Origin of the sequence: Acinetobacter indicus (genome assembly GCF_009914475.1) — a bacterium.
Taxonomy (GTDB): Bacteria; Pseudomonadota; Gammaproteobacteria; order Pseudomonadales; family Moraxellaceae; genus Acinetobacter; species Acinetobacter indicus.
This window is the reverse complement of record NZ_CP045198.1, coordinates 141,943-164,166: the sequence shown is the minus strand read 5'-3', so window position 1 is coordinate 164,166 and position 22,224 is coordinate 141,943. Positions and strand designations below refer to the sequence as shown.

Genomic DNA, 22,224 nt, shown 5'->3' with positions numbered 1-22,224 from the left:
GGTTTGAAAAAATTACCGGATTCCGATACATCTATATTTACATTCTTTGATTTCATCTTATGATGATGAGTGACAATTTATTCCCCACACATAAATGGAATTATGTGGTCATTGATACAAGGTTTTATACAACGATGAAAAAACTGATTTTGGCAAGTCTGGTTGCCCTTTCGACACAATTTACCCTCGCCAACAGCAATAACAGTATTCCGACCGATCCGGCTTTCGCCAAAATTGAAGCCATGGTCAAAGCCAACAACCTGAGCGGTGCCTATCAGGAATTAGACAAACTGGCCAAAACCGGTAATCCGCAAGCGATTTATAATCTGGGTTATTTGACCCAAACCGGCCAAGGTACGGCCAAAAATGAAAAGAAAGCCATCGAGCTATATGAGCAGGCCGCGAAAAAAGGCTATCCGGTGGCGAATTATGTACTCGGTAAAAACCATCTGACCGGCACTTTGGGTCTAAAACAGGATACCAATAAAGCCAAACAGTATCTGCAAAAAGCTTCATCACAAGGCTTTCATGATGCCACCATTGATTTAGCGGTGGTGTATTTCTCTGAAAACAAAGCCGATTCAGATAAAAAAGGCTTGCAATTACTGGAACCCCTCATTAAAAAAGGCAACAATCAGGCCATTCATGCCAAAGCCTTATATGACATTAGCCTGGGCTTTAAAAACAAAAATGAAGCACCCATTCAGCAAGGCTTAAAGAGCATTCAGGATTTAGCACAAAAAGGCTATATTCCAGCGCTGATGGCGGTTGGCAATATGTTTACCAATGGCAACATCGTGCCGCAAAACCTGCCGGAAGCGAAAAAGATTTTCTCTGCCCTAGCCAAGGAAAATGTCCCACAAGCCAAAGAATCGCTGGCTGTGGTGGACAAGATGATTGCCGATCAAGCCAAGAATCCACCAAAAGCAGCAGCCAAGAAAAGCTAATGCGGCTGACCGAAAAAAGCCCGATGACCGGGCTTTTTTTATTTGGGATACATAAAGATTTAAAGAAAATGCGATGACTGACTTAACCAGAAAGCCACCCCGATTAAACCCAGGACCGTACTCATAATTAAAGGCTGGAGTGCCTGTTCATTCAGGCCATAATTCTGGCCAAAAATCCCAAAGGCCACAGGCATCGGCAATGCCGCCAGCAAGGTGCCGACAAATAGCATTTCCGAGCTGACATTGGGCAGACTCCACAACAAGGTGAAAATGACCAGCGGCATCAGCAGGACTTTCATCCCGACCAGCAGCACACTTTGCAGATTAACCGAGTGTAGCCGCATTCCGACCAGACTGCCACCAATCACAAATAAGGCCAACGGCGAGGCAGTTTTGCCAAGCATCTCCAGAATCTGATTGATGCTGTCCGGCAGTTTTAAATTAAGCAAGACACAGGCCATCCCGGCAATAATCGACAGAATCACCGGATTTTTTAGCAAACTTTTTAAGGTGTTCAGATATAACGCCGAAAGATGATGGTTTTGCTTTTGCAAACCGGCTTCGGCCAGAAACAGCACCATCGCCACAATAATCAGGTTTTCAATAATTAGAGTTAACGACAGATAAATGGCGGAATGACTGCCAATCAGCAGGGTTAAAATAGCCGTGCCAATAAAGCCGGTATTGGACATCGACGCACCCATCGACAGTACACTGGCTTGGGTCAGGCTATGCCGGAAATAGGTTTTATAAATGGCCAGCGCCAGAAAAAACAGGATCAGTGAGCCCAGTCCATAACCAATAAAATAACCGGGATGCCAGATTTCAGCCAGGTCTTTACTGGCCAGGGCATACAGTAAAAAGGCTGGCAGTGAAACCTTCATCACAAACTGGCTCAGGGCCTGAATATGCGTGGCCGCCAGAAAATTGGTACGTACGCTGCTATAGCCCAGCGCCAGTACTGCCACCAAGGGCAGTAAAATATTCAGCAACAAAAGTGCCTTCCTTCTCTAGAACGAGATCTAAAATGCATCATCCCTGATGCTGCTGTTGCTTATTCCTGAACAGGAAATGGATGGAACAAATCTTTCAAGCCATGCGGCTGACAGCGCAAGTATTGCGGCGCGATGGCAATCTGCCCGCCCAGTTCAGCGGCGGCATGCCACGGCCAACGTGGATCATAAAGCATCGCTCGTGCCAGACCAATGGCATCTGCATACTGATTTTGCAGAATTTCTTCAGCCTGTACCGCTTCGGTAATCAGGCCCACAGAAATCACCGGAATATGATGCACCGCCTGTTTAATGGCATGGGCAAAAGGCACCTGATAGCTTGGCCCGATCTCGATACTCTGCTGGGCATGCAGACCGGCACTAGACACATGAATATAGGCCGCACCCAATTGTTCCAGTGCTTTGGCCACCCCAACCGTAGACTGGATATTCCAGCCGCCCTGCGCATCCATCCAGTCGGTAGCAGACAGGCGTACCCCAATCGGATAACCTTCTGGCACCACCTGTTTCATGGCCTGGAATACTTCCAGGGTTAAACGGATCCGGTTTTCAAAGCTGCCACCATATTCATCATCGCGGACATTGGATAACGGCGACATAAATTGATGCAGCAAATAGCCATGGGCAGCATGGATTTCAATTAAATCAAAGCCGGCATCCACTGCACGCACCGCAGCACTGGCAAAGTCGGCAATTACCTGTTCAATTTCATTCAGACTTAGTGCATGGGGGGCATGATCGGTCGGGTTAAACGGCAAATTACTGGCCGATACGGTTTGCCAGCCCTGGGCATGATCCGGCGCAAACTGGTCTTTGCCCAGCCACGGTTTATCGGTAGATGCCTTACGTCCGGCATGTGCCAGCTGCACCGCAAATGGCATTGGTGACAAAGTTTTGACTTTGGCCAGCAAGGCTTTCATCTGCGCACGCTGCAAATCATTCCATAGGCCTAAATCGGCATAGCTGATCCGCCCTTCTGGCTGTACCGCCGTGGCTTCAATAATACATAAACCGGCACCCGACAAGGCATAGTTAGCCCATTGCTGCTCATGCCAATAGCTGAGCTCGCCTTTATCATTGGCCGAATATTGACACATGGGGGCAATAATAATTCTGTTGTCTAATTCGAGCGTGCCAAAATGGATAGGTTCAAATAATAATGCCATGGGGCGATCCTGCCTTATGATTTTCATGAAAATTATTCTAACCGAGATAGACGGCCGAATTGGCTAAAAGCTGTTTATTTTTACCGCTTTATGTAACCGAATTAAACTGTGGCGTTGATCAAAATACGCTGCGTTTTTGTCAGCCCGATGACAGCCATTTTTTTGCACGAGCGATCACACTTCAGACGCAGCACGACAAGCCTGTTCCAGCCGGTTTAAATAGGCAGCAAAGCCATCACTGACCCGGCTGTCCAGACGACTGCTGGTGGTGACCCGTACCTGGTTGCTCCAGACAATCGGCAGGTTTAAGCACTGCATCTGCTCGACCAGCTGCACATCTTCATGACAGCTGCTGGCCTGAAAACCACCGGCTTTTAAATAGGCCGCAGCAGAAAAACTGAGATTGGCCCCATGCACATGCCGATGGTCCATTTTGTCCTGATAATGGCGCAGATATTTCTGCCGGGCGGCCACAGATAAAGGCGACCAGTCTTTAATTTCAACCACGCCGCAAATCAGCGCTGCCGGTTGATGGGCATATTGTGCAGATAACCACTGCGCATCAACCTGGGTATCGGCATCGGTACAGGCAATCCAGTCGGCACCTTTGGCAATCATGGCGCGCACCCCCAAATCCCGTGCCTTACCCACACAGCGTACTTCACAGCACAAGTAGTCGATTCCGGCCTGTTGTACAATTTCGACAGACTGATCATCACAACTGTCCAGCACCACCAGCACCTTGACTTCAGACACAGCGGGTGGTAATTGTGCAATGGCCTGCTGAATAGCCGCCAGACAGGCGCCCAGCGTTTCGGCTTCGTTATAGGCAGGCACCACCACCGCCATCCTCATATCAGTCCCTCCCGCGCAGCCACAGATTGTACATCTTGAGTCCAGAGATCGAGCAGAAAATCCGGATCATTCATCTGCAAATAATGATGCAGCACCAAGTGTTGCCTTAAACAGGCATGTACCTGATCGCCATTCAGCTTAAAGCCTGCAATCGGGTAACGCCAGTGACAGGCCAGCAGCGTACCGTCTGCACTTAAACACTGCTGCAGCTGCTGCATTAGCTGCACTAATTCGGCCGGACGCAGGTAATAGGCCACTTCACTGAGAATAATCAGATCAAATAGACTATCATTTTCCAGCGCCAGATGGGTTTCAGGGACACGTTGTTGCCTCACCTGCACATGCGCAAACCTCGCCAGACGGGCCTGTGCCAGTTCAACCGCACGACGGTTGGCATCTACACAGATGAGCTGCTGACAACGCGGAGCCAGCAATTCACTGAAGATGCCATTGCTACAGCCAATTTCCAGTACCCGCTGAAACCGCGCCTGCGGCAAGGCCGCCAGACACAGCTGCCGTTTACGCTGCTCATACCAGCGCTGCTGATAGTGCCAGGGATCATCATTGTCCTGATACAGCTGGTCAAAATAGTCATCCGTGTTCAGTCGCATCAATATAGACCTCGTACGGGATTAAGAGTCGTGAAATGGTTTTTGCCGATAAAATTGGCGGCTGGTGAATAGTATCATCAGCCTTGATCTGGGTTTTAAAACATTGAATCGCCTGCTGTTTTAAGGCCAGCTGCTGCGCAGTTAAACGGAGTTTTCGTGCCTGTGCCCAGGGAATCCGTGCATCTGCTGGCATGGCCCAATGCCAGGCCCAAATCAGCACCTGATAACAGCGCTGCCGGTGCTGTCTGGCCCAGTGCTGCACCACCCGTCCGGTGGCTTCATGATCGGGATGGCCATCTTGAGCGAAGGTGGTCACCAGAATATCCTCAGGCTGCACCCAGTTTTGTAGCTGCTGCAACAGTTCGGATTCAGCCTGCATCACCTGGCCATCTGCAATGTTCAGGGCAATGCGCTGGACCTTATGTTCCAGTCCCAGCACCGCCAAGGCATTCAGACTTTCTTGTGGCCGCAGCACATTCAGCTGCTCAACGCTATAACATTTTGACCGAGGATGGCTGCCGGTACCATTGGTTACTGCAACCAGCAGCAGTTCACGCCCTGCCGCGGCCAGTTGCTGCATCAGACCCGCACAACCGAGAATTTCATCATCGGGGTGTGGCGCGAAAATTAGTACCCGGCCACGCTCAGGAAAGTGCTGCGTCAGATTCAAATCCGGCAGCCCGGTCAGTCCGGACCAATTGAGCCACTGCGCCTGATCGGTACCGCTACCATAGATTTTCCGGTCACCGACTACCGGATCGATCAGAGTTGCCATGTTTGCCCCTCCTGTAGCGATAAGCGGCCAATTGCAGCCAGATCAAAAGCAGCATGACTCTGGCGCAAAAATACCGGCAAGTCGGCAGCCAACCGGGCAAAATGTGCCTGCTCGCAAAAAGGTCGTGCGCCTAGCGCTTTTCCGACCTTTTCCAGTACCAATAGCGCAGTATCCTCAACTTGGGCGCGTAACATCCGGATGATCAGTTCATGGCTGTGTGCCGGCGCTGCATCTATCTGGGCAGCCACATGGGTAAAAAACTGTCGTGTCACGACCAGTCGGGTACTGACTTCGCCCAAATACAATTCATGATAGGCATGGGTTTTCTGCTGCACATGCTGCTGTAAATATTCAGCCAGACGTACTGTAGCACCATACCAGCAGGCCGCAACACCGGCTGCACCATGCCAGAAGCCCGGCCGATTCAGATAATCTCCGGGTTGTGCAATGCGTGTGGCTGGAGTGTGCTGAAAATGAACAGTTGCTGTGGCCGTCTGCTGCATACCGATGGCTTGCCAACTGCTATCATCTACTTGGATTGAAGGCTGCTGCATCTCGACCATCAATAATTGTGACTGGCCATCTGCACCGCGATAAGTCATTAAACCAAAATCCACCGCATATGCCGCCGAGCACCAAGTCTTATAACCGGAACAATAGCCCTGCTCATACTGTACAGGTTGTGGATGGCCTTCCGCGGCCCAGACTGCCCACCAGCCCGCCGGAACGGACTGAATCTGTAGTTCGTTTAAAATACTCAGCGCATCGAAATGTGATTCCAGCCATTTCACCAAAGTTAAATCGGTGGCCGCAACTTTGGCCAGCAGTTGCCAGCGCAGCAGGGTTTGCCCCCTGCCCGGATGAGGAAATTCAAGTGATACTGCCAGCAAACGGCGTAGTGTGGTGACGTAATCTTCGGCGGTAGGCGCTGTCTGCTGTTCAAATTCAGCCAGAATCTGGTCCATAGTGGTTCTATATTCCAAATATATAATTGTTCTCAATCTATCCGGTTGTCATCATTGCCAGCACAGTGACCCCAAGCGGGCATGAGTAGCCAAACTTGCAGTCACCGTATGACGATATTGATCTTTTTAACTGATGACCCTGTTTAGATTTAGCACGTGGCTGGGCAGATAAATATTGAAAATTGTTAACGTATTAGTGAATCACCGGCGAGACCTGGGCGCGAAGCGGCATCTTGTAGTGATACAGGAAGCTGTTATGGCGCAGATCATTTAAGAAAGTAGTACGCCAGTCGGCAATATCAAATTTTTTCAGACCATCCATTAAGCGACTGTAACGCTGTATCCGCTCTGCTCGCGGCATCTCCAGTGCCTGTTTCAGGGCTCGCGTCATGGCCTCGCGGTCATGTGGATTCACAATTAGTGCATCCGGCATCTGGTCTGCGGCACCGGCTTTATCGGACAGAATCAGCACGCCCGGATTATCGGCATCCTGAGCGGCAATATATTCTTTGGCCACCAAATTCATACCGTCTTTTAACGAAGTGACCCAGCAAATATCCGACTGGCGGTAAATTTTCATCAGCACCTCATGCGCCAAGGTCTGATGACTGCAATTAACCGGCAACCAGTCTGCTGTAGCATATTGGCTGTTAATGGCGGCAATCTGGTCTTCTAAACGCTGGTACAGGCGCTGATAGGCGGGAATATCCATGCGGCATGGACAGGCAATTTGCAGGTCCACCACCTGCTGATGATATTCAGGATAAGAAGCCAGGAAATGGGCAAAAGCATCAAAACGTTCTAACAGCCCTTTGGAATAATCAATCCGGTCAACGCCGATAATAGTTTTTTGTTGGGCCAGGGAGTCAAAATCAAAGATATCTTGGGTGCTCGTTAAGGGCTGAGCGGCCGCGTGCTGGATGAGGTCTGGATTCACCCCAATGGGGTAACTCTTCATCATGGTCAGCTTATTCTGATAACGCAGGATATAAGGATGAATTTCCTCACCACTGAGCATGGTCTGGCAAATGCGCATACATTGCTGCTGATCGCGCTGGGTTTGCAGTCCAACTACATCATATTCACACAGGTCTTGCAGTAAACGTGATGCCACCGGAATTTCCCGCCACACCGCTTCATGGGCAAAAGGAATATGCAGGAAAAAACCAATCTTGTTATGCATGCCTAACTGGCGGCAATGCCGGGCGATACTGAAAAAATGATAGTCATGCACCCAGATCACATCATCCGGCTCAGCAATCGCCTGTAGCTGTTCGGCAAACATGCGATTGACTTCCTGATAAGTCAGATATTCGTCTGTGGAGTATTCAATTAAATCGCTGCGATCATGCATGGCCGGCCACAAGGCATTGTTGGCAAAGCCACAGTAATATTGCTGGTACTGCTGTTCAGTTAAGGGGCTGGTCAGATATTCCACACCCTGATGCTGCACCGAGTCGAATTTCAGCTGGGAAAATTGCTCGACTCTTTCACCATTCCAGCCCACCCAGACCCCGCCAATATCATGCAGTGCATCTTGCATGGCCACCGCCAGACCACCTGCGGCTTTTTTTTCAGGATTCGGTAAACTGACCCGATTGGATAACACGATTAGCTTTGACATTTTTACCCTCACATCCTCTTTTGATGGTCATTGCTCCTGTTTCGCAATGTATTTTTATTAAATGCAGCAACTCCGCCACCGCTTGGGTATTGGCCAGCCGATAGCGGGCCAGTGTCTTGCCTTCACCAACTTTAATACTCAAACCCTGATGCTGATTGACCACGGCAAATCCATCTTCATCCGTCACATCATCACCAATAAAAATGGGAAAAGTGCTGTTTTCTGGCATTGCTTCCAGTAAGCGACTAATTGCAAAACCTTTACTCGCTTGCTGAGGCAAAAGCTCGACCACACACTTGCCCTGCTTGAGCTTAAGTTGAGGATAACGCACTTGCAGCACCGCCATAATCTGCTGTGCAACCGGCGCAAGCTCTGGATATTCCCGGTAGTGCAGGGCTACCGAAAACTGCTTATCCTCAATACGTAAATTCGGGTAGGCGCGACAGGCCTGACTCAGGTCTGCCCGGAGCTGCTTATAATTAATATGACTTAAATCAAGTTGTAATTTCTTTGTACTATTCCACCAAATTTGTAATCCATGTAACTCAGCAATCGGCAGCGGTAACTGCTGTAACAGCTGTCTGGCCATCTCAATGGAACGGCCAGTAACCACACTCACCGGAATCCCCAACTGCAATAATTCGGCCAGGGTGTTTAAAGTCGAGGTGGGAATAAAACTGTGCTGCGGGTCAAGCTGAAAATCGGCCAGAGTGCCGTCTAAATCGAGAAACAGATTCAATTGACGTTGCTGCTGCTGACAGATCTCGATGATGTGTTGCGGCGTATGCATGTTGCTCCTCATCTGGATAACTCATTTTTGTTTTGCCCTATCTTGGCGTTTTTTTGTGGGCGGCATGTGATTTTCAACATTAATGATGTGCAGGCTTACATTTTTTTACCTGGACGCTGAATCGCTTTTATTTTTCTGTGAATGTTCAGTTTGAGCCGCAAGACTGATCCGGCTGCACGGTACGGCAATTCACTTTATAATGCAGCCTTGCTCTGTCTTGTATTTTTCAAGATTCAACCCGATATTAGCTGCATCCTCATGCCGAAGCCTGTCCATGCCTGAATTACCTGAAGTTGAAACCACCAAAACCAGTTTATTGCCGCTGCTAGAACAGCGCGTGCATTCCGTGCAGGTACGCCAGTCCAGCTTACGCTGGCCAATTCCAGACGATCTACAAAAACTGGTCGGGCAAAAACTGCTGAACCTGACCCGTCGCTCCAAATATATTCTGGCCCAGTTTGAACAGGACAGCATGCTGTGGCATCTGGGCATGTCCGGCAGCTTCCGCCTATGTGAACCCGAGGCCGAACTGCGCAAACATGACCATCTGATTATCCAGTTTGATGATATTCAGTTGCGCTACCACGACCCGCGCCGTTTTGGCTGCATTCTCTGGCTAGATGAAAACTCGCAAAGCAAACTGATTGATACGCTCGGGCCTGAACCTTTAAGTGATGCTTTCAATGCTCACTATCTGGCCGATAAACTGAAAAACAAAAATGTCGGCATTAAAATTGCAATCATGGATAACCATGTGGTGGTGGGCGTGGGCAATATTTACGCCACAGAAAGTCTGTTTAATCTGGGCATTCACCCGGCACAACCGGCGTCGAGCTTAAGTCTGGAACAGATTGAGCAGCTGACCCTGGAGATCAAACGGATTTTAAAACAGGCCATTGATTTGGGTGGATCGACCTTACGCGACTATAGCAATGCCATGGGTGAAAATGGCTATTTTCAGCAAACCCTGCTGGCCTATGGTCGTGCCGGTGAAATGTGTGTCAACTGTGAAACCACACTGGAAAACCTCAAGCTTGGTCAGCGCGCCTCAGTGTTTTGCCCGGAGTGCCAACCGCTGAAGAAAGTCAAACTGGCTCGTCCTAAAACCAGCAAGCCAAAACATACAGCGAGGTAATACCCATGAAAACGGCCATCGTCCGTCATATTCTGGTGAAAGATAAAGATACTGCCGAGCAGCTAAAAAAGAAGCTGCAAGCGGGAGCAGACTTTGCCAAAATTGCCAAACAGTATTCCACTTGCAACTCAGCCAAACGTGGCGGTGAACTCGGTGAAGTGAAAAAAGGCCAACTGGTCCCAGTGATTGATAAACTGGTCTTTACGGCTGCTGAACGGGTGTTGCATGGCCCGGTCAAAAGCCAGTTTGGTTTTCATTTGGTGGAAATTAAATTCCGGATGGATTTTTAATCCCTCTAAATCCCCCTTTAGCAAAGAGGGACTTCTCCTCTCTTTATTAAAGGGAGGTTGGGAGGGATTCTATAAAAAAACGGCGCCTTTGCGCCGTTTTCTTTTGCTTTCAATTACGCCTGCGGACGTTTTTTCAATTCGTCACGAATTTCACGCAGTAATTCAATATCTTCTGGAGTTGCTGCCGGTTCTGGCTCTGCTTCCTGCTTACGGCGCATTTTGTTCATCAGTTTCACCAACCAGAACACCACCCAGGCCAATAACAGGAAGTTAATGAAGATGGTCAGGAAATTACCATAATGGAAAATGTTCAGACCGGCTTCCTGGGCAGCAGCCAAGGTTTGGACATTGTTCGGGTTATCACCCAGAATCAGGAATTTATTGGTGAAATCGACATCACCACCTAAAATCCATGAAATCAGCGGCATGATCACATCTTTTACCAGTGAATCAATAATCTTACCGAATGCACCACCAATGATGACACCGACTGCCAGGTCCATCATGTTGCCTTTAATGGCAAACTCTCTAAATTCTTTTAAAATGCTCATATGCGCTCCAGAATATATCTTTATTTATGTGATGAAGTATACATAATTACTAGGATTTGATTTCTGCTTAATGTACGCTTTTTTCAATTATTTCCAAGTAGTTTTAGAACATTTAATACAAAAAAAACCGCCAAGTGGACCTGGCGGTTTCTTTTTTCTTCTTAATTTTAAAAATTAAGATTTGTTACGCTTACGTTCGTTTTCAGTCAGGTAACGCTTACGGATACGGATTGACTTCGGCGTTACTTCAACCAGCTCATCATCTTCAATGAATTCAAGTGCTTGTTCAAGTGTGAATTCAATTGCAGGAACCAGAGTTAACGCATCATCCGTACCAGATGCACGTACGTTGGTTAACTGTTTCGCTTTGGTTGGGTTCACCACCATATCGTCTGAACGAGAGTTAATACCCACGATCATACCTTCGTAAACTTCTAACTGAGGTTTAGCGAATAGACGGCCACGGTCTTGCAAGCTGAACAGTGCATAGCCCAAGCAAGTCCCTTGAACCATAGAAATCAGTACACCGTTTTGACGTTTTGCTACAGAACCCTGTTTCATTGGACCGTAGTGCGAGAAGCTAGAGGTCATGATACCGGTACCAGACGTCATGGTCATGAATTCAGAACGGAAACCAATCAGGCCACGTGAAGGAACAGTTGCTTCAATACGGATACGGCCTTTACCGTCCACTTCCATATTGGTCATCTCACCTTTACGGTTACCCATTTGTTCCATCACAGCGCCTTGGTGCTGTTCTTCAACGTCAAACGTTACGTTTTCGTACGGTTCTTGCATTTCGCCGTCAATCTCTTTCAAGATCACTTGCGGACGAGATACACCCATCTCGAAACCTTCACGACGCATGTTTTCAATCAGAACTGAAAGATGAAGTTCACCACGGCCAGACACTTTGAAACGGTCAGGACTGTCAGTATCTTCAACGCGCAGTGCAACGTTGTGAATCAATTCGCGGTCTAGACGTTCACGGATGTTACGTGAGGTCACGAACTTACCTTCTTTACCCGCGAACGGCGAGTTGTTGACCTGGAATGTCATCGATACGGTTGGTTCGTCTACAGAAAGCGGTGGTAATGCTTCAACATTTTTCGGATCACAGATGGTGTCAGAAATATGCAGCTCGTCCATACCGGTTACACATACGATGTCACCCGCAGATGCAGAATCTACATCAATACGCTCTAAACCGTGGTAACCCATGATTTTTAAGATACGGCCGTTACGTGTTTTACCGTCTTTGTCGATGACAGTGACAGGTGTGTTCAGTTTTACAGAACCACGCTGGATACGACCAACACCGATTACACCCACGAAGCTGTTATAGTCCAGTGAAGACACTTGCATCTGGAATGGACCATCAACGTCAACTGCTGGTGGTTCAACGATGTCTACGATGGTTTCAAACAACGGTGTCATATCTTCAGCCAGTTCTTCTGGAGATGGACCAGCAACACCACGTAAACCAGACGCATATACCACCGGGAAGTCTAGCTGCTCGTCAGTACCACCCAGGTTGTCGAACAAATCGAATACCTGGTCAATCACCCAGTCAGGACGCGCGTTTGGCTTGTCGACCTTGTTGATGATCACGATTGGCTTCAAACCACGTGCGAACGCTTTTTGCGTTACGAAACGGGTTTGTGGCATTGGACCTTCTTGTGAGTCAACCAGAAGAAGTACGCAATCCACCATCGACATGACACGTTCAACTTCACCACCGAAGTCGGCGTGTCCCGGGGTATCCACGATGTTGATACGGTATTCTGTATCGGTACGTTTATCTAACCATTTGATTGCAGTGTTTTTTGCAAGAATGGTAATACCACGTTCACTTTCAATAGCGCCTGAATCCATGACACGCTCAATCTCGCCCGCTCGTTCACCGAGAGCACCTGATTGTTGTAAAAGTTTATCTACAAGAGTGGTTTTACCGTGGTCAACGTGCGCGATAATCGCGATGTTGCGGAGAGTTTTAATATCTGACATGTAAATTCGATACGCTTTAAATTTGAGGGCAAATTATACAGAAAAATACTCTCATTTAGTAGTGACACTTTATTGACAATCGAACTTTTTTCGACAGAAGCGACGATTTAAAGTTTGTAAAGACGTGTAACTCGATTAGAATACCGCCACCTAGCCTAATTTGCTTTTGACTTATGTCTGAATTTAATTCATCTCCTGATCAAAAACCGCAACTGGATTTGGTCTATGGTCTGAATGACCGTCCTAAACCATTTATTGCTTTTCTTGCTGCCTTCCAACACTTATTGGCTATTATTGTCCCGATTGTGACACCAGGTCTGTTGATCTGTCTGGCCTTGGGTGTTTCCAAAGAAGACACCAACATGATTTTATCGATGTCTTTGGTGATTTCGGGGATTGCAACCTTCCTGCAAGCTAAAAAAGTAGGTCCTTTTGGTGCCGGACTGTTAATTGTTCAGGGCACCAGCTTTAACTTTATTGGCCCAATCATCGGGATTGGTTCTGCAATGGTCGCAGCAGGTACACCAGTTGAGTCGGTTATGGCTGCTATTTTTGGTGTGGTGATTGCCGGTTCATTTATCGAGATGGGTGTTTCACAAATTCTGCCATGGGTTAAAAAACTGATTACCCCGCTGGTGACCGGGATTGTGGTCCTGCTGATTGGTTTAACCTTAATTAAAGAAGGTTTAATCAGTATGGGCGGTGGCTATCAGGCCATGTCGGACAAGACTTTCGCCAATGCCGACAACCTGATCATGTCTTGTACCGTTTTAGCGTTAATCATTATCCTGAACCGGATTAATGTGACCTGGATTAAAAGCTCCGCCATCCTGATTGCCCTGATCGTGGGTTATATTGTGGCTGGCTTTATGGGTCATCTGGACTTCTCTGGTCTACAGGAAGCGCCACTGGTACAAGTTCCTACACCTATGCATTTTGGACTAGATTTCTCTTGGAGTCTGTTCATTCCTTTGGCCTTTATTTATTTGGTGACTTCACTGGAAGCAATTGGTGACATCACCGCAACATCCAAACTTTCCAATCAACCTGTAGATGGCCCGCAATGGATGCAGCGTATCAAAGGTGGTGTATTGGTGAATGGTGCCAACTCATTCCTGGCCGGTATTTTCAATACTTTCCCAAGTTCGGTGTTTGCCCAAAACAATGGTGTAATTCAACTGACAGGCGTTGCCAGCCGTTATGTCGGAATCTGGATTGCCGCGATGCTGGTGATTTTAGGTTTATTACCAGCCGTTGCGGGCGTGATTCAGGCTGTGCCTCAAGCCGTTCTGGGTGGTGCAGTGATGGTCATGTTTGGTGCGGTAGCCGCATCGGGAATTAACATTTTATCGGGTATTCATCTGGACCGTCGCGCCCTGCTGATCATTGCCATTTCTCTGGCACTGGGTTTAGGCGTTGCACAAGTGCCACAAATTCTGGAGCATCTGCCAGAATTATTCCGTAATATCTTTAGCTCAGGTGTTGCGACCGGCGGTATTGCAGCGCTGATTCTGAATATTGTATTACCTGAAACCAAGAAGTAATTTCATGTCCAGAAAACACTGTCTGAGCCGGGCTTGGACAGTGTTTTTCTATTGGAGAGCGACTCATGGATGCTAAAAGCGAAGTGCTATTACGACAATATGATTATTTATCAGGTCGTGTGTTACTGATCAATGCGCCTACAGACCAGCTGTTCGCTGAATTCGGTGAATCGGTCCAGCCTTTTTTCTGGACATGGAATTTTAACGATTACCACTATTTCCAGAACCAGACTGCCCCCGTTCATTTTGGTGCCGACTTTCCAGAAGGCGAATTTGATCAGGCGGTTATTTTTGTGCCGAAATCCAAAGAACTGCTGAATTATGTGCTGCACAATGTTGCCGCCCATCTGCAAACCGGCAGCAGTGTTTTTCTGGTCGGTGAGAAAAAAGGCGGCGTCGAACGTGCGGCCAAACAGCTACAGCCTTATGGTAAAGCCTTAAAACTCGACAGTGCCCGTCATTGCCAACTCTGGCAATTAACACTAGACTGCAGCGTCGAGAAAAAAGCACTGGCCGACTGGGCGCAGCGTTATACTGTAGCGACGCCAAAAGGTGATCTACAGATTTGTGCCCTGCCAGGTGTGTTCAGCCAGAACCGGCTTGATATCGGTACAGCGGTCTTCCTGCCTTATTTAAGCCAAGTGCCATCGGGTAAAATTGCCGATTTTGGTTGTGGCGCCGGCATTATCAGTGCCTATCTGGCCAAGCTGAATCCAGATAACCGTATCTTCGCGCTGGATGTAGATGCTTTTGCACTCGCTTCAACCCAAATGACTTTTGAGCACAACCAGCTCAATCCGCAGCAGCTTGAAATTAAAGCCGTCAGTGGCATTGAAGATGCGCCGCTGTTTTTACATGCCATTGTCAGCAATCCGCCTTTTCATCAGGGGATTCAGACCTACTATGATGCCAGCGAAAAACTGTGCAAAACTGCGCGCCGCCACCTGAAATCGGGTGGTGAACTGTGGATTGTGGCCAACCGCTTTTTAAATTATCCCCTGTTGATTGAACAGAGTTTTGGCCAGTGTACGGTCAAGGCAGATCAACAAGGTTTTAAAGTGCTGTTCGCGAGCACTCAAAAAAATGTTAAGGAAGTATGATGAGCGAAACTCAACACAGCCGACAGCTGCAGCGTAAGCTCGGTGCTCGCCACTTAAATATGATCGCCATTGGCGGATCGATCGGGACCGGTTTATTCCTGGCCTCCGGTGCGACCATTGCCAATGCCGGTCCGGGTGGTGCATTACTGGCCTATGCCCTGATTGGCGTCATGATCTATTTCTTGATGACCAGCTTGGGCGAACTGGCGACCCACAATCCGACCTCAGGTGCATTCTTTACCTATGGCAGCAAATATGTTGAAGGTGGTTTTGGTTTCGCGCTAGGCTGGAACTACTGGTATAACTGGGCCATTACCGTGGCATTTGAACTGGTTGCGGTACAGTTCATCATGAAGTTCTGGTTCCCGGATATTCCCGGTTTCTACTGGAGTGCCCTGTTCCTGACCGTGGTGTTTGCGATTAATGCCCTGACAGTCAAAGGCTTTGGTGAGTCCGAGTTCTTCTTCTCTTTAGTCAAAGTGCTTGCGATTATCATCTTTATTATTATTGGTCTGGTCATGATCGCCAAGATCATGATGACCCCGGATGTTGCAACTTTTGGTAACTGGAGCCAAGGTGAAGCGCCATTTGTCGGTGGTTTATCGGCCCTGATTGGTGTGGCGATGATTGCCGGTTTCTCCTTCCAGGGCACGGAAATGGTCGGCGTGGCTGCGGGTGAATCCAAAGATCCGCAGAAAACCATTCCGATTGCAATCAAACAGATTTTCTGGCGTATCCTGTTGTTCTATATCGTGTGTATTTTCATTATCGGCACCCTGATTGCCTATGATGATCCACGATTACTGCAGGCCGCTGCAACAGATGATGTGGCACTGTCACCCTTTACCTTACTGTATGAGCAGGCCGGTTTTGCCTTTGCTGCCAGTGTCATGAATGCAGTCATTCTAACTGCGATTCTGTCTGCGGGTAACTCAGGCATGTATTCATCTACGCGTATGCTGTTTGATATGGCACGTAAAGGCAGTGCACCAAAAGCCTTTGCCCGCCTTGATCCACGTGGCGTACCGATGAATGCGCTGTATGCCACTACAGCCATTGCTGCATTATGTTTCTTGACCACCTTTATTGGTGAAGAACAGGTCTTTAACTGGCTACTAAATATGTCAGGCATGTGTGGCTTTATTGTCTGGCTGGGTATTGCGGTTTCTCATTATCGTTTCCGCAAAGGCTATCTTGCTCAGGGCTATAAACTTGAAGATCTGGCGTATCGTGCCAAGTTCTTCCCGTTCGCACCATGGTTTGCCTTCACTTTATGTGCGATTGTGGTCTTGGGCCAGAACTATCAGGCGGTACTTGAGGGTGAGTGGCTGGCTGTGCTTTCCACCTATATCGGGATTTTATTGTTCCTGGCCATCTGGTTAGGCTATAAATGGAAATACAAAACCAAGCTGATTCCTTATCAGCAGATGGATGTGCAGCCGATGAAGATCGACCGTGAATAATTGATTCAGCTTTCTTTAAAAGCACGCAACAAAAAAGCAGTCCAAGTGACTGCTTTTTTATGATCTCGATAAATGTAGCTTAGCTATAACGCATCACAAAATTTCGGTCATCAATCACAATGGCCTGACGGCAAATGCCCTCTGCCTGACGCTGCTGCTCGAAAACCTGTGCTGGCATTGCATCAAAGCTGTCAAAGAAACAGACCTCTTCTGCATCCATTGAATAGATTAAGGAATGATTCCCCACGCCTTCTAGTGTGTCATAGAACACTATCACAAAGCGGCCCTGATCAACACATGTCTGCAAAGCGCTATAGCTGAGTGCCGGCTGTAGCGGAATCTGTAATTGCTGCGCTTCCTGATAACACAACACTTCCGTCGGGTGCTGGTGCGGATCAGGATCGGTATGAAAGCTCACCTCAAGCCCCAGCTTTTTCAACCCCACTGCTAGCGCAATTCCGAAAGTGCCATCTTCATTATTATGCCGGCACAGCTGGACCAGATCGGCAATTTCCAGATCAATCCCATAGTGCTGAAAAATCTTCCAAATAGCAAAAATACCACCATTGGCTTCAAGTTGAAGGAGTTGATCCGGAATTTCTGTGCTCATATCCATCTTACCCAGACTGCGGGATTTTTAAGACAATAAAATTCCATTATAAAAAAAAACGACTCCGAAGAGTCGTTTTTTCTAAGGTCTACTCAAATTATTGAGCAGCTGCTTCTGGTTGTACAGTAACTGTACGGCTACCAGTGATTGTCGCGAATACACGACGGTTCATAGCACGACCTTCTTTGGTGTTGTTGTCAGCAATCGGTTGATCCCAAGCGAAACCTTGAGTTGACAGACGAGCTGGGTCAACGTTGTATTCGTTTACAAGTGAAGATTTCACAGAGTTCGCACGAGCTAAAGATAAACGTTCGTTCAGTGCACGTGGACCAGTGTTGTCTGTGTGACCTTCGATACGCGCTGTTGCGTTTGGATATTCAACCAGTTTTTCAGCAACTTTAGCGATTTCTGGCTTGTATTGATCTTTGATGTTTGATTTGTTGGTATCAAAGAATACGCGAAGTTCCATGTTCAGGTCTTCAGTCAACTCTTGTGGAGCTGGTTGAACTGGAGCAACTGGCTCAACTGGAGCAACTTCTACTACTGGAGCAGCTGGTTTCAAACGGCCGCCAAGAACAACGTTCAGACCTGCTAAAGCAGTGTAGTTCCAGAAGTCTTCATCGATGTTATAAGTAGCACGAGCTTCAGTACGCAGCGCTAATGCATCGTTTAAGTGCCAGAATGCACCTAGACCCGCATTACCTAAAGTACCTTCTTCTTTAAGACCACGACCTTCACGACCTAAATCGTTGTCAAACTCGTATTTGTAGTGACCAGCACCTAACAATACATATGGCTTAACTTTGCTGTCATAGTTTTTAGTGATCAAATCAGAAGTCGCATAGAAGTTACCATTGATTTGAGTTTGCTTATATTCAGCGCCAGCTTGTTCAGCCATATCACCTTTCACTTGGTTATATTCAGCTTCAAAACCTAACCAAGGAGTCAGTTCAACACCCAATGCAGCACCAACAAATAAATCATCTTCCATTTCAGCAGATGAAGTTAGGTGTTCAGAACCATTGTTGTGTTTAGTGTCTTGGAAAGTGTAACCAAGCATTAATGGAGTAACAGTTACGCCTGCGTTTGCAGCTGCTAAAGGCGCAGCTACGAGCATTGCCAATGCAATACGACTCATTTTCATGGATTTATCCTCCAGAGATAACAAATTGTTGTTCAAGCTCAAGCCTAAAGTTTTGGCTATCCTGAGATAGGCTTTTTTTACCCCAGTTTTCTTTTTAAGCTAGTCACTTTGAATCATACAAACACTTTATTCTTTTTCCAAGTGCTTGATAATTTTAATCAAGTAAATTATTGACAAAATTACTTACAATTTCCGTTGTAATTCGGTAAATTTTTACTCAATTTTTTGTTGTGGATAGCTTATTGTCACTTCCACTTTATTTTATTTTAGCAGCTTTATAGAAAGATGCGTAAAAATAATGACAACCTAGAAAAATATTACAAAACAATATTTTGTATTACAGAAACATAATAAAAATATAAAGATTATAGGTCTACTTAGTATGTACCCAATTAAATCTCACACTTCAGGCTTTAGTCTGTTTGAACTCATTGTGGTGCTTGCCATCATTGGCATCATTAGTGCGATTGCTTTGCCTCATTTTCAGCAATATCTGGCCCAGCAAGAAGCCAAGCGCATCCGTTATTTACTGCAATATAGTATTAACCTGGCCAAATCCCAAGCCCTCACCTATCGCGCCAATATTGTAATTTGCCCGAGTGCCGATCTGCAGCAATGTCAGAATAATCAATGGAACAGTGGTTTTATTATTTTTATCGATCATAACCGCAACCGAAGCCTCGATTCAGGTGAATCTATTGTCTTAACTGAAAAGACCCACCTGAAATACGGTAACCTGGAATGGAAAGGCGCCCTGTCTTTGCCCAGTCTCAGATTTAACGCCCAGCAGGGTTTACCTTTAGGCTCTAATGGCAGTTTTTATTATTGTTCAGGTTTTACCCCCAATCAGCGTATTTTCCTCAGTAATCGTGGTTTTCTACGCATAGAATTTCCCAATAGCTGCTAAAACTTATGCGTCTAAAGATGTATGAAAATTACGCTTTATTCTGTGGATTTTTCCCCTATACTGCTAGGGCTTAAGCTCAAAATAAATATTGAATTGATTAGAAACAGATTGGAGATACAACGATGACGGATATCGTAATTGTTAATGGTGCACGGACAGCAATGGGTGGTTTTCAGGGTAGTCTTGCCAGTTTAACCGCACCCGACTTAGGTGCAGCCACCATTCAAGCCGCTATTTCTCGTGCTGGCTTACAACCGACCGATATCGAAGAAGTCATTATGGGCTGTGTTTTACCGGCTGGCTTAAAACAGGGTCCTGCACGTCAAGCCATGCGTAAGGCAGGCTTACCGGATTCAACCGGTGCCGTAACCATTAATAAACTGTGTGGTTCAGGCATGAAAGCGGTCATGCAAGCCGCAGATATGATTAAAGCCGGTTCAGCGACTTACGTAGTTGCAGGCGGTATGGAATCAATGACCAATGCGCCGTATATCCTGCCAAAAGCACGCGGCGGTTTCCGTATGGGCCATGGTGAAGTCAAAGACCATATGTTCCTAGATGGCCTTGAAGATGCAGAAACCGGCCGTTTAATGGGTTCTTTTGCACAGGACATGGCCAATACCAAAGGTTATACCCGCGAGCAAATGGATGACTTTGCTATTCGTTCATTAAAACGTGCACAAACTGCAGTGAATGAAGGTTATTTTACCGATGAAATCGTGCCTGTAACGGTGTCTACCCGTAAAGGCGATGTCGTGGTCGATAAAGATGAACAACCATTCAACGCCAATATTGAAAAAATTCCAACACTACGCCCAGCGTTTGCTAAAGATGGCACCATTACTGCGGCCAATGCCAGCTCTATTTCGGATGGTGCATCTGCACTTGTATTAACCTCAGCAGACAACGCTGCAGCAAAAGGTTTACAACCGCTAGCCAAGCTGATTGCCTATGCTTCGAATTCACAGCATCCATCTGAATTTACCATTGCGCCAGTCGGTGCAATTCAAAAAGTTCTGGATAAAACCGGCTGGACGGTTGCAGATGTGGATCTGTGGGAAATCAATGAAGCTTTTGCCATGGTGACCATGTGTCCAATGGACGAGTTCAAACTGGACCCAGAAAAAGTCAACATCAATGGCGGTGCCTGTGCACTTGGTCACCCAGTTGGTTCGACCGGTTCACGTATTATTTTAACCCTGATTCATGCCCTGAAACGTACCGGCGGCAAGCGTGGTATCGCAGCCCTGTGTATCGGTGGTGGTGAAGCAACTGCTGTGGCGATTGAGTTGCTTTAATTGAAAGTCTCCCTTTCTTAAAGGGGAGACTTAGAGGGATTCAATCAATCATTCCCAATCCTCTCCTACAAGGAGAGGGCCAGGGAGAGATCTACCCTCTCTCTAACTCTCTCCCAAAGGGAGAGAGAACTACTAGGAAGGAAAATAAAAAGCCTCCACTTGGAGGCTTTTTATCATCACAATTAAAGTAACCGTTTAAATTTTAATACTTAAAGAATTTCTTTACGCAGTTGTTCCGGTGACTTCATCGACAATAAACCTGGTGCAACATCAAATGCGGTTTTCGCACCGTACTGACCCATCTGGTTCATGCGGTAACACGCACGTGCATAAGCCACCAATACGCTTGCCGTAAACTCAGGATTACTCTCCAGTTTCAAAGAGAATTCCATGACTTGATTATGGGCATCGCTGGTATTGCCACTACGAATCACGAATCCACCATGTGGCATACGATTGTGTTCATTACGAAGAGTTTCTTCATCAATGAAGTTTACCGTTGTATTGTAGTCCGCAAAATAATCCGGCATGGTCACAATGGCCTGTTCAACCTTGGCTGCGTCTGCACCCCCTTCAAGTACCACATAGCACTCACGCGTATGCTTATCTCGGGTGCTTAACTCTGGACGTGAACCACTACGCACCTTGTCCATCGCATCGGTGGAGGGAATGGTATATTGCACACCCGCTTTCACACCCTCAACACGACGAATCGCATCTGAGTGACCCTGACTCAAACCTTTACCCCAGAAGGTATAGGTTTCACCGTCTGGAAGTAATGCTTCACCGAACAAACGATTGATAGAGAACATACCCGGGTCCCAGCCAATCGAAATCATGGCTGTTTTCTTGTTCGCAAGTGCTGGCGCATTTACAGCATCAAAGAACTCTGGAATACGTGCGTGTGTATCAAAGCTGTCGACAGTATTAAATTTACTTGCTAATTCAGGGGTCTGTTTAGGCAAATCATCTTTCGATCCACCACATAAAATCAGTACATCAATCTGATTCTGGAAGTCAACCAATGCATCCATATGAAAAACTTTGGTTTCAGTAAAGCAGGGTGAAACAGTTTCAGGCGCACGGCGAGTAAAAATACCCACAAGCTGTAAATCTGGATTCTTTTGAATGGCAGTTTCCACACCACGCCCTAAATTGCCATAACCAGCAATACCAATACGAATAGAATGTTGCATACAGACAAATCACTTCAAGCTAATAGTTAAACTTTTCCAAATCAGATTCATAAAACGAAGATGATTGGGTGCTTCTTCTGTGGATTCAAGCCATGATTCAGCCTGCTCACAGAATGCACCATATTGTGCCACAATGTTGTATTTGCACCAAATTAAAGCAAAGTCAGTGACGATGCTGATCTAAATCTATCGCATAAAAACAAAAAAACCTCCTGACGGAGGTTTTTCGCAAC

General features: G+C 46.9%; 21 protein-coding genes. 8 read left to right on the top strand and 13 right to left on the bottom strand.

Going from position 1 to position 22,224, the window contains the following annotated elements; translation table 11 throughout:
- Positions 1 to 134: 134 nt before the first annotated feature.
- Positions 135 to 947, top strand: a complete 813-nt coding sequence (locus GA693_RS01240; protein WP_005175859.1) for a tetratricopeptide repeat protein — start codon at positions 135 to 137, stop codon at positions 945 to 947.
- Positions 948 to 1,006: 59 nt separating this feature from the next.
- Here GA693_RS01240 and GA693_RS01235 read toward each other — a convergent pair whose 3' ends face one another.
- From GA693_RS01235 to otsB, 8 genes are all read right to left on the bottom strand, one after another.
- A complete protein-coding gene (locus GA693_RS01235) occupies positions 1,007 to 1,942 on the bottom strand; it encodes an AEC family transporter (RefSeq protein WP_104500062.1) in 936 nt (311 codons plus the stop codon).
- Positions 1,943 to 2,001: 59 nt separating this feature from the next.
- The gene (locus GA693_RS01230) at positions 2,002 to 3,126 is read right to left on the bottom strand and encodes an NADH:flavin oxidoreductase/NADH oxidase (protein ID WP_160241571.1); all 1,125 of its coding nucleotides are present in this window, start codon (positions 3,124 to 3,126) and stop codon (positions 2,002 to 2,004) included.
- A gap of 174 nt (positions 3,127 to 3,300) precedes the next feature.
- Entirely contained in the window at positions 3,301 to 3,981 is a 681-nt protein-coding gene (locus tag GA693_RS01225; RefSeq protein WP_160241572.1) for a glycosyltransferase, read from the bottom strand.
- Positions 3,978 to 4,592 carry an SAM-dependent methyltransferase gene (locus GA693_RS01220; protein WP_160241573.1) on the bottom strand — a complete coding sequence of 205 codons (615 nt, stop codon included), beginning with the start codon at positions 4,590 to 4,592 and terminating at the stop codon, positions 3,978 to 3,980. Before GA693_RS01220 ends, GA693_RS01225 begins: the two co-directional genes overlap by 4 nt.
- Entirely contained in the window at positions 4,573 to 5,367 is a 795-nt protein-coding gene (locus tag GA693_RS01215; protein WP_160241574.1) for a PIG-L deacetylase family protein, read from the bottom strand. The genes GA693_RS01220 and GA693_RS01215 overlap by 20 nt, the downstream gene beginning before the upstream one ends.
- Entirely contained in the window at positions 5,355 to 6,332 is a 978-nt protein-coding gene (locus GA693_RS01210) for an acyl-CoA dehydrogenase (RefSeq protein ID WP_160241575.1), read from the bottom strand. The genes GA693_RS01215 and GA693_RS01210 overlap by 13 nt, the downstream gene beginning before the upstream one ends.
- A gap of 193 nt (positions 6,333 to 6,525) precedes the next feature.
- Complete coding sequence (locus GA693_RS01205) at positions 6,526 to 7,956, bottom strand: alpha,alpha-trehalose-phosphate synthase (UDP-forming) (RefSeq protein ID WP_127800811.1); 1,431 nt, start codon at positions 7,954 to 7,956, stop codon at positions 6,526 to 6,528.
- Positions 7,907 to 8,746 carry a trehalose-phosphatase gene (gene otsB, locus GA693_RS01200; protein WP_160241576.1) on the bottom strand — a complete coding sequence of 280 codons (840 nt, stop codon included), beginning with the start codon at positions 8,744 to 8,746 and terminating at the stop codon, positions 7,907 to 7,909. Before otsB ends, GA693_RS01205 begins: the two co-directional genes overlap by 50 nt.
- A 274-nt stretch (positions 8,747 to 9,020) precedes the next feature.
- On the opposite strand from otsB, the gene mutM reads away from it, so the two are divergent.
- Both mutM and GA693_RS01190 read left to right on the top strand, forming a co-directional pair.
- Positions 9,021 to 9,881, top strand: coding sequence for a bifunctional DNA-formamidopyrimidine glycosylase/DNA-(apurinic or apyrimidinic site) lyase (mutM, locus tag GA693_RS01195; RefSeq protein ID WP_160241577.1), 861 nt, complete (start codon positions 9,021 to 9,023; stop codon positions 9,879 to 9,881).
- A 5-nt stretch (positions 9,882 to 9,886) separates the two neighbouring features.
- The gene (locus GA693_RS01190) at positions 9,887 to 10,171 is read left to right on the top strand and encodes a peptidylprolyl isomerase (protein ID WP_005175832.1); all 285 of its coding nucleotides are present in this window, start codon (positions 9,887 to 9,889) and stop codon (positions 10,169 to 10,171) included.
- A gap of 113 nt (positions 10,172 to 10,284) precedes the next feature.
- Here the strand turns inward: GA693_RS01190 and mscL are convergent, their stop codons facing one another.
- The gene (gene mscL / locus GA693_RS01185; RefSeq protein WP_005175830.1) at positions 10,285 to 10,722 is read right to left on the bottom strand and encodes a large conductance mechanosensitive channel protein MscL; all 438 of its coding nucleotides are present in this window, start codon (positions 10,720 to 10,722) and stop codon (positions 10,285 to 10,287) included.
- A gap of 174 nt (positions 10,723 to 10,896) precedes the next feature.
- The gene (gene typA / locus GA693_RS01180; RefSeq protein WP_005175828.1) at positions 10,897 to 12,729 is read right to left on the bottom strand and encodes a translational GTPase TypA; all 1,833 of its coding nucleotides are present in this window, start codon (positions 12,727 to 12,729) and stop codon (positions 10,897 to 10,899) included.
- Positions 12,730 to 12,902: 173 nt separating this feature from the next.
- Between typA and GA693_RS01175 the strand changes: the two genes are divergently transcribed.
- The 3 genes from GA693_RS01175 (at position 12,903) to GA693_RS01165 (ending at position 16,836) form a co-directional block, all read left to right on the top strand.
- A complete protein-coding gene (locus tag GA693_RS01175; RefSeq protein ID WP_160241578.1) occupies positions 12,903 to 14,273 on the top strand; it encodes a uracil-xanthine permease family protein in 1,371 nt (456 codons plus the stop codon).
- A 65-nt stretch (positions 14,274 to 14,338) separates the two neighbouring features.
- Positions 14,339 to 15,373: a class I SAM-dependent methyltransferase gene (locus tag GA693_RS01170; RefSeq protein ID WP_160241579.1), complete on the top strand. Its 1,035-nt coding sequence runs from the start codon at positions 14,339 to 14,341 to the stop codon at positions 15,371 to 15,373.
- Positions 15,373 to 16,836 (top strand): amino acid permease, encoded by a 1,464-nt coding sequence (locus GA693_RS01165; RefSeq protein ID WP_160241580.1) that lies wholly within the window; start codon positions 15,373 to 15,375, stop codon positions 16,834 to 16,836. The genes GA693_RS01170 and GA693_RS01165 overlap by 1 nt, the downstream gene beginning before the upstream one ends.
- Before the next feature lie 79 nt (positions 16,837 to 16,915).
- Here the strand turns inward: GA693_RS01165 and GA693_RS01160 are convergent, their stop codons facing one another.
- Positions 16,916 to 17,446 (bottom strand): hypothetical protein, encoded by a 531-nt coding sequence (locus tag GA693_RS01160; RefSeq protein ID WP_045794979.1) that lies wholly within the window; start codon positions 17,444 to 17,446, stop codon positions 16,916 to 16,918.
- Between the two features lie 97 nt (positions 17,447 to 17,543).
- Positions 17,544 to 18,590 carry an outer membrane protein Omp38 gene (gene omp38, locus GA693_RS01155; protein WP_005175810.1) on the bottom strand — a complete coding sequence of 349 codons (1,047 nt, stop codon included), beginning with the start codon at positions 18,588 to 18,590 and terminating at the stop codon, positions 17,544 to 17,546.
- A 382-nt stretch (positions 18,591 to 18,972) separates the two neighbouring features.
- Here omp38 and GA693_RS01150 point away from each other — a divergent pair, with 382 nt between their 5' ends.
- Together GA693_RS01150 and GA693_RS01145 are read left to right on the top strand one after the other, a co-directional pair.
- A complete protein-coding gene (locus tag GA693_RS01150; protein WP_160241581.1) occupies positions 18,973 to 19,497 on the top strand; it encodes a GspH/FimT family pseudopilin in 525 nt (174 codons plus the stop codon).
- Positions 19,498 to 19,619: 122 nt separating this feature from the next.
- A complete protein-coding gene (locus GA693_RS01145; RefSeq protein WP_104470652.1) occupies positions 19,620 to 20,795 on the top strand; it encodes a thiolase family protein in 1,176 nt (391 codons plus the stop codon).
- Between the two features lie 209 nt (positions 20,796 to 21,004).
- On the opposite strand, the gene GA693_RS01140 is transcribed toward GA693_RS01145, so the two are convergent.
- On the bottom strand, positions 21,005 to 21,991 hold the full coding sequence (locus GA693_RS01140; RefSeq protein ID WP_005175800.1) for a diaminopimelate dehydrogenase: 987 nt from the start codon (positions 21,989 to 21,991) through the stop codon (positions 21,005 to 21,007).
- Between the last annotated feature and the right edge of the window lie 233 nt (positions 21,992 to 22,224).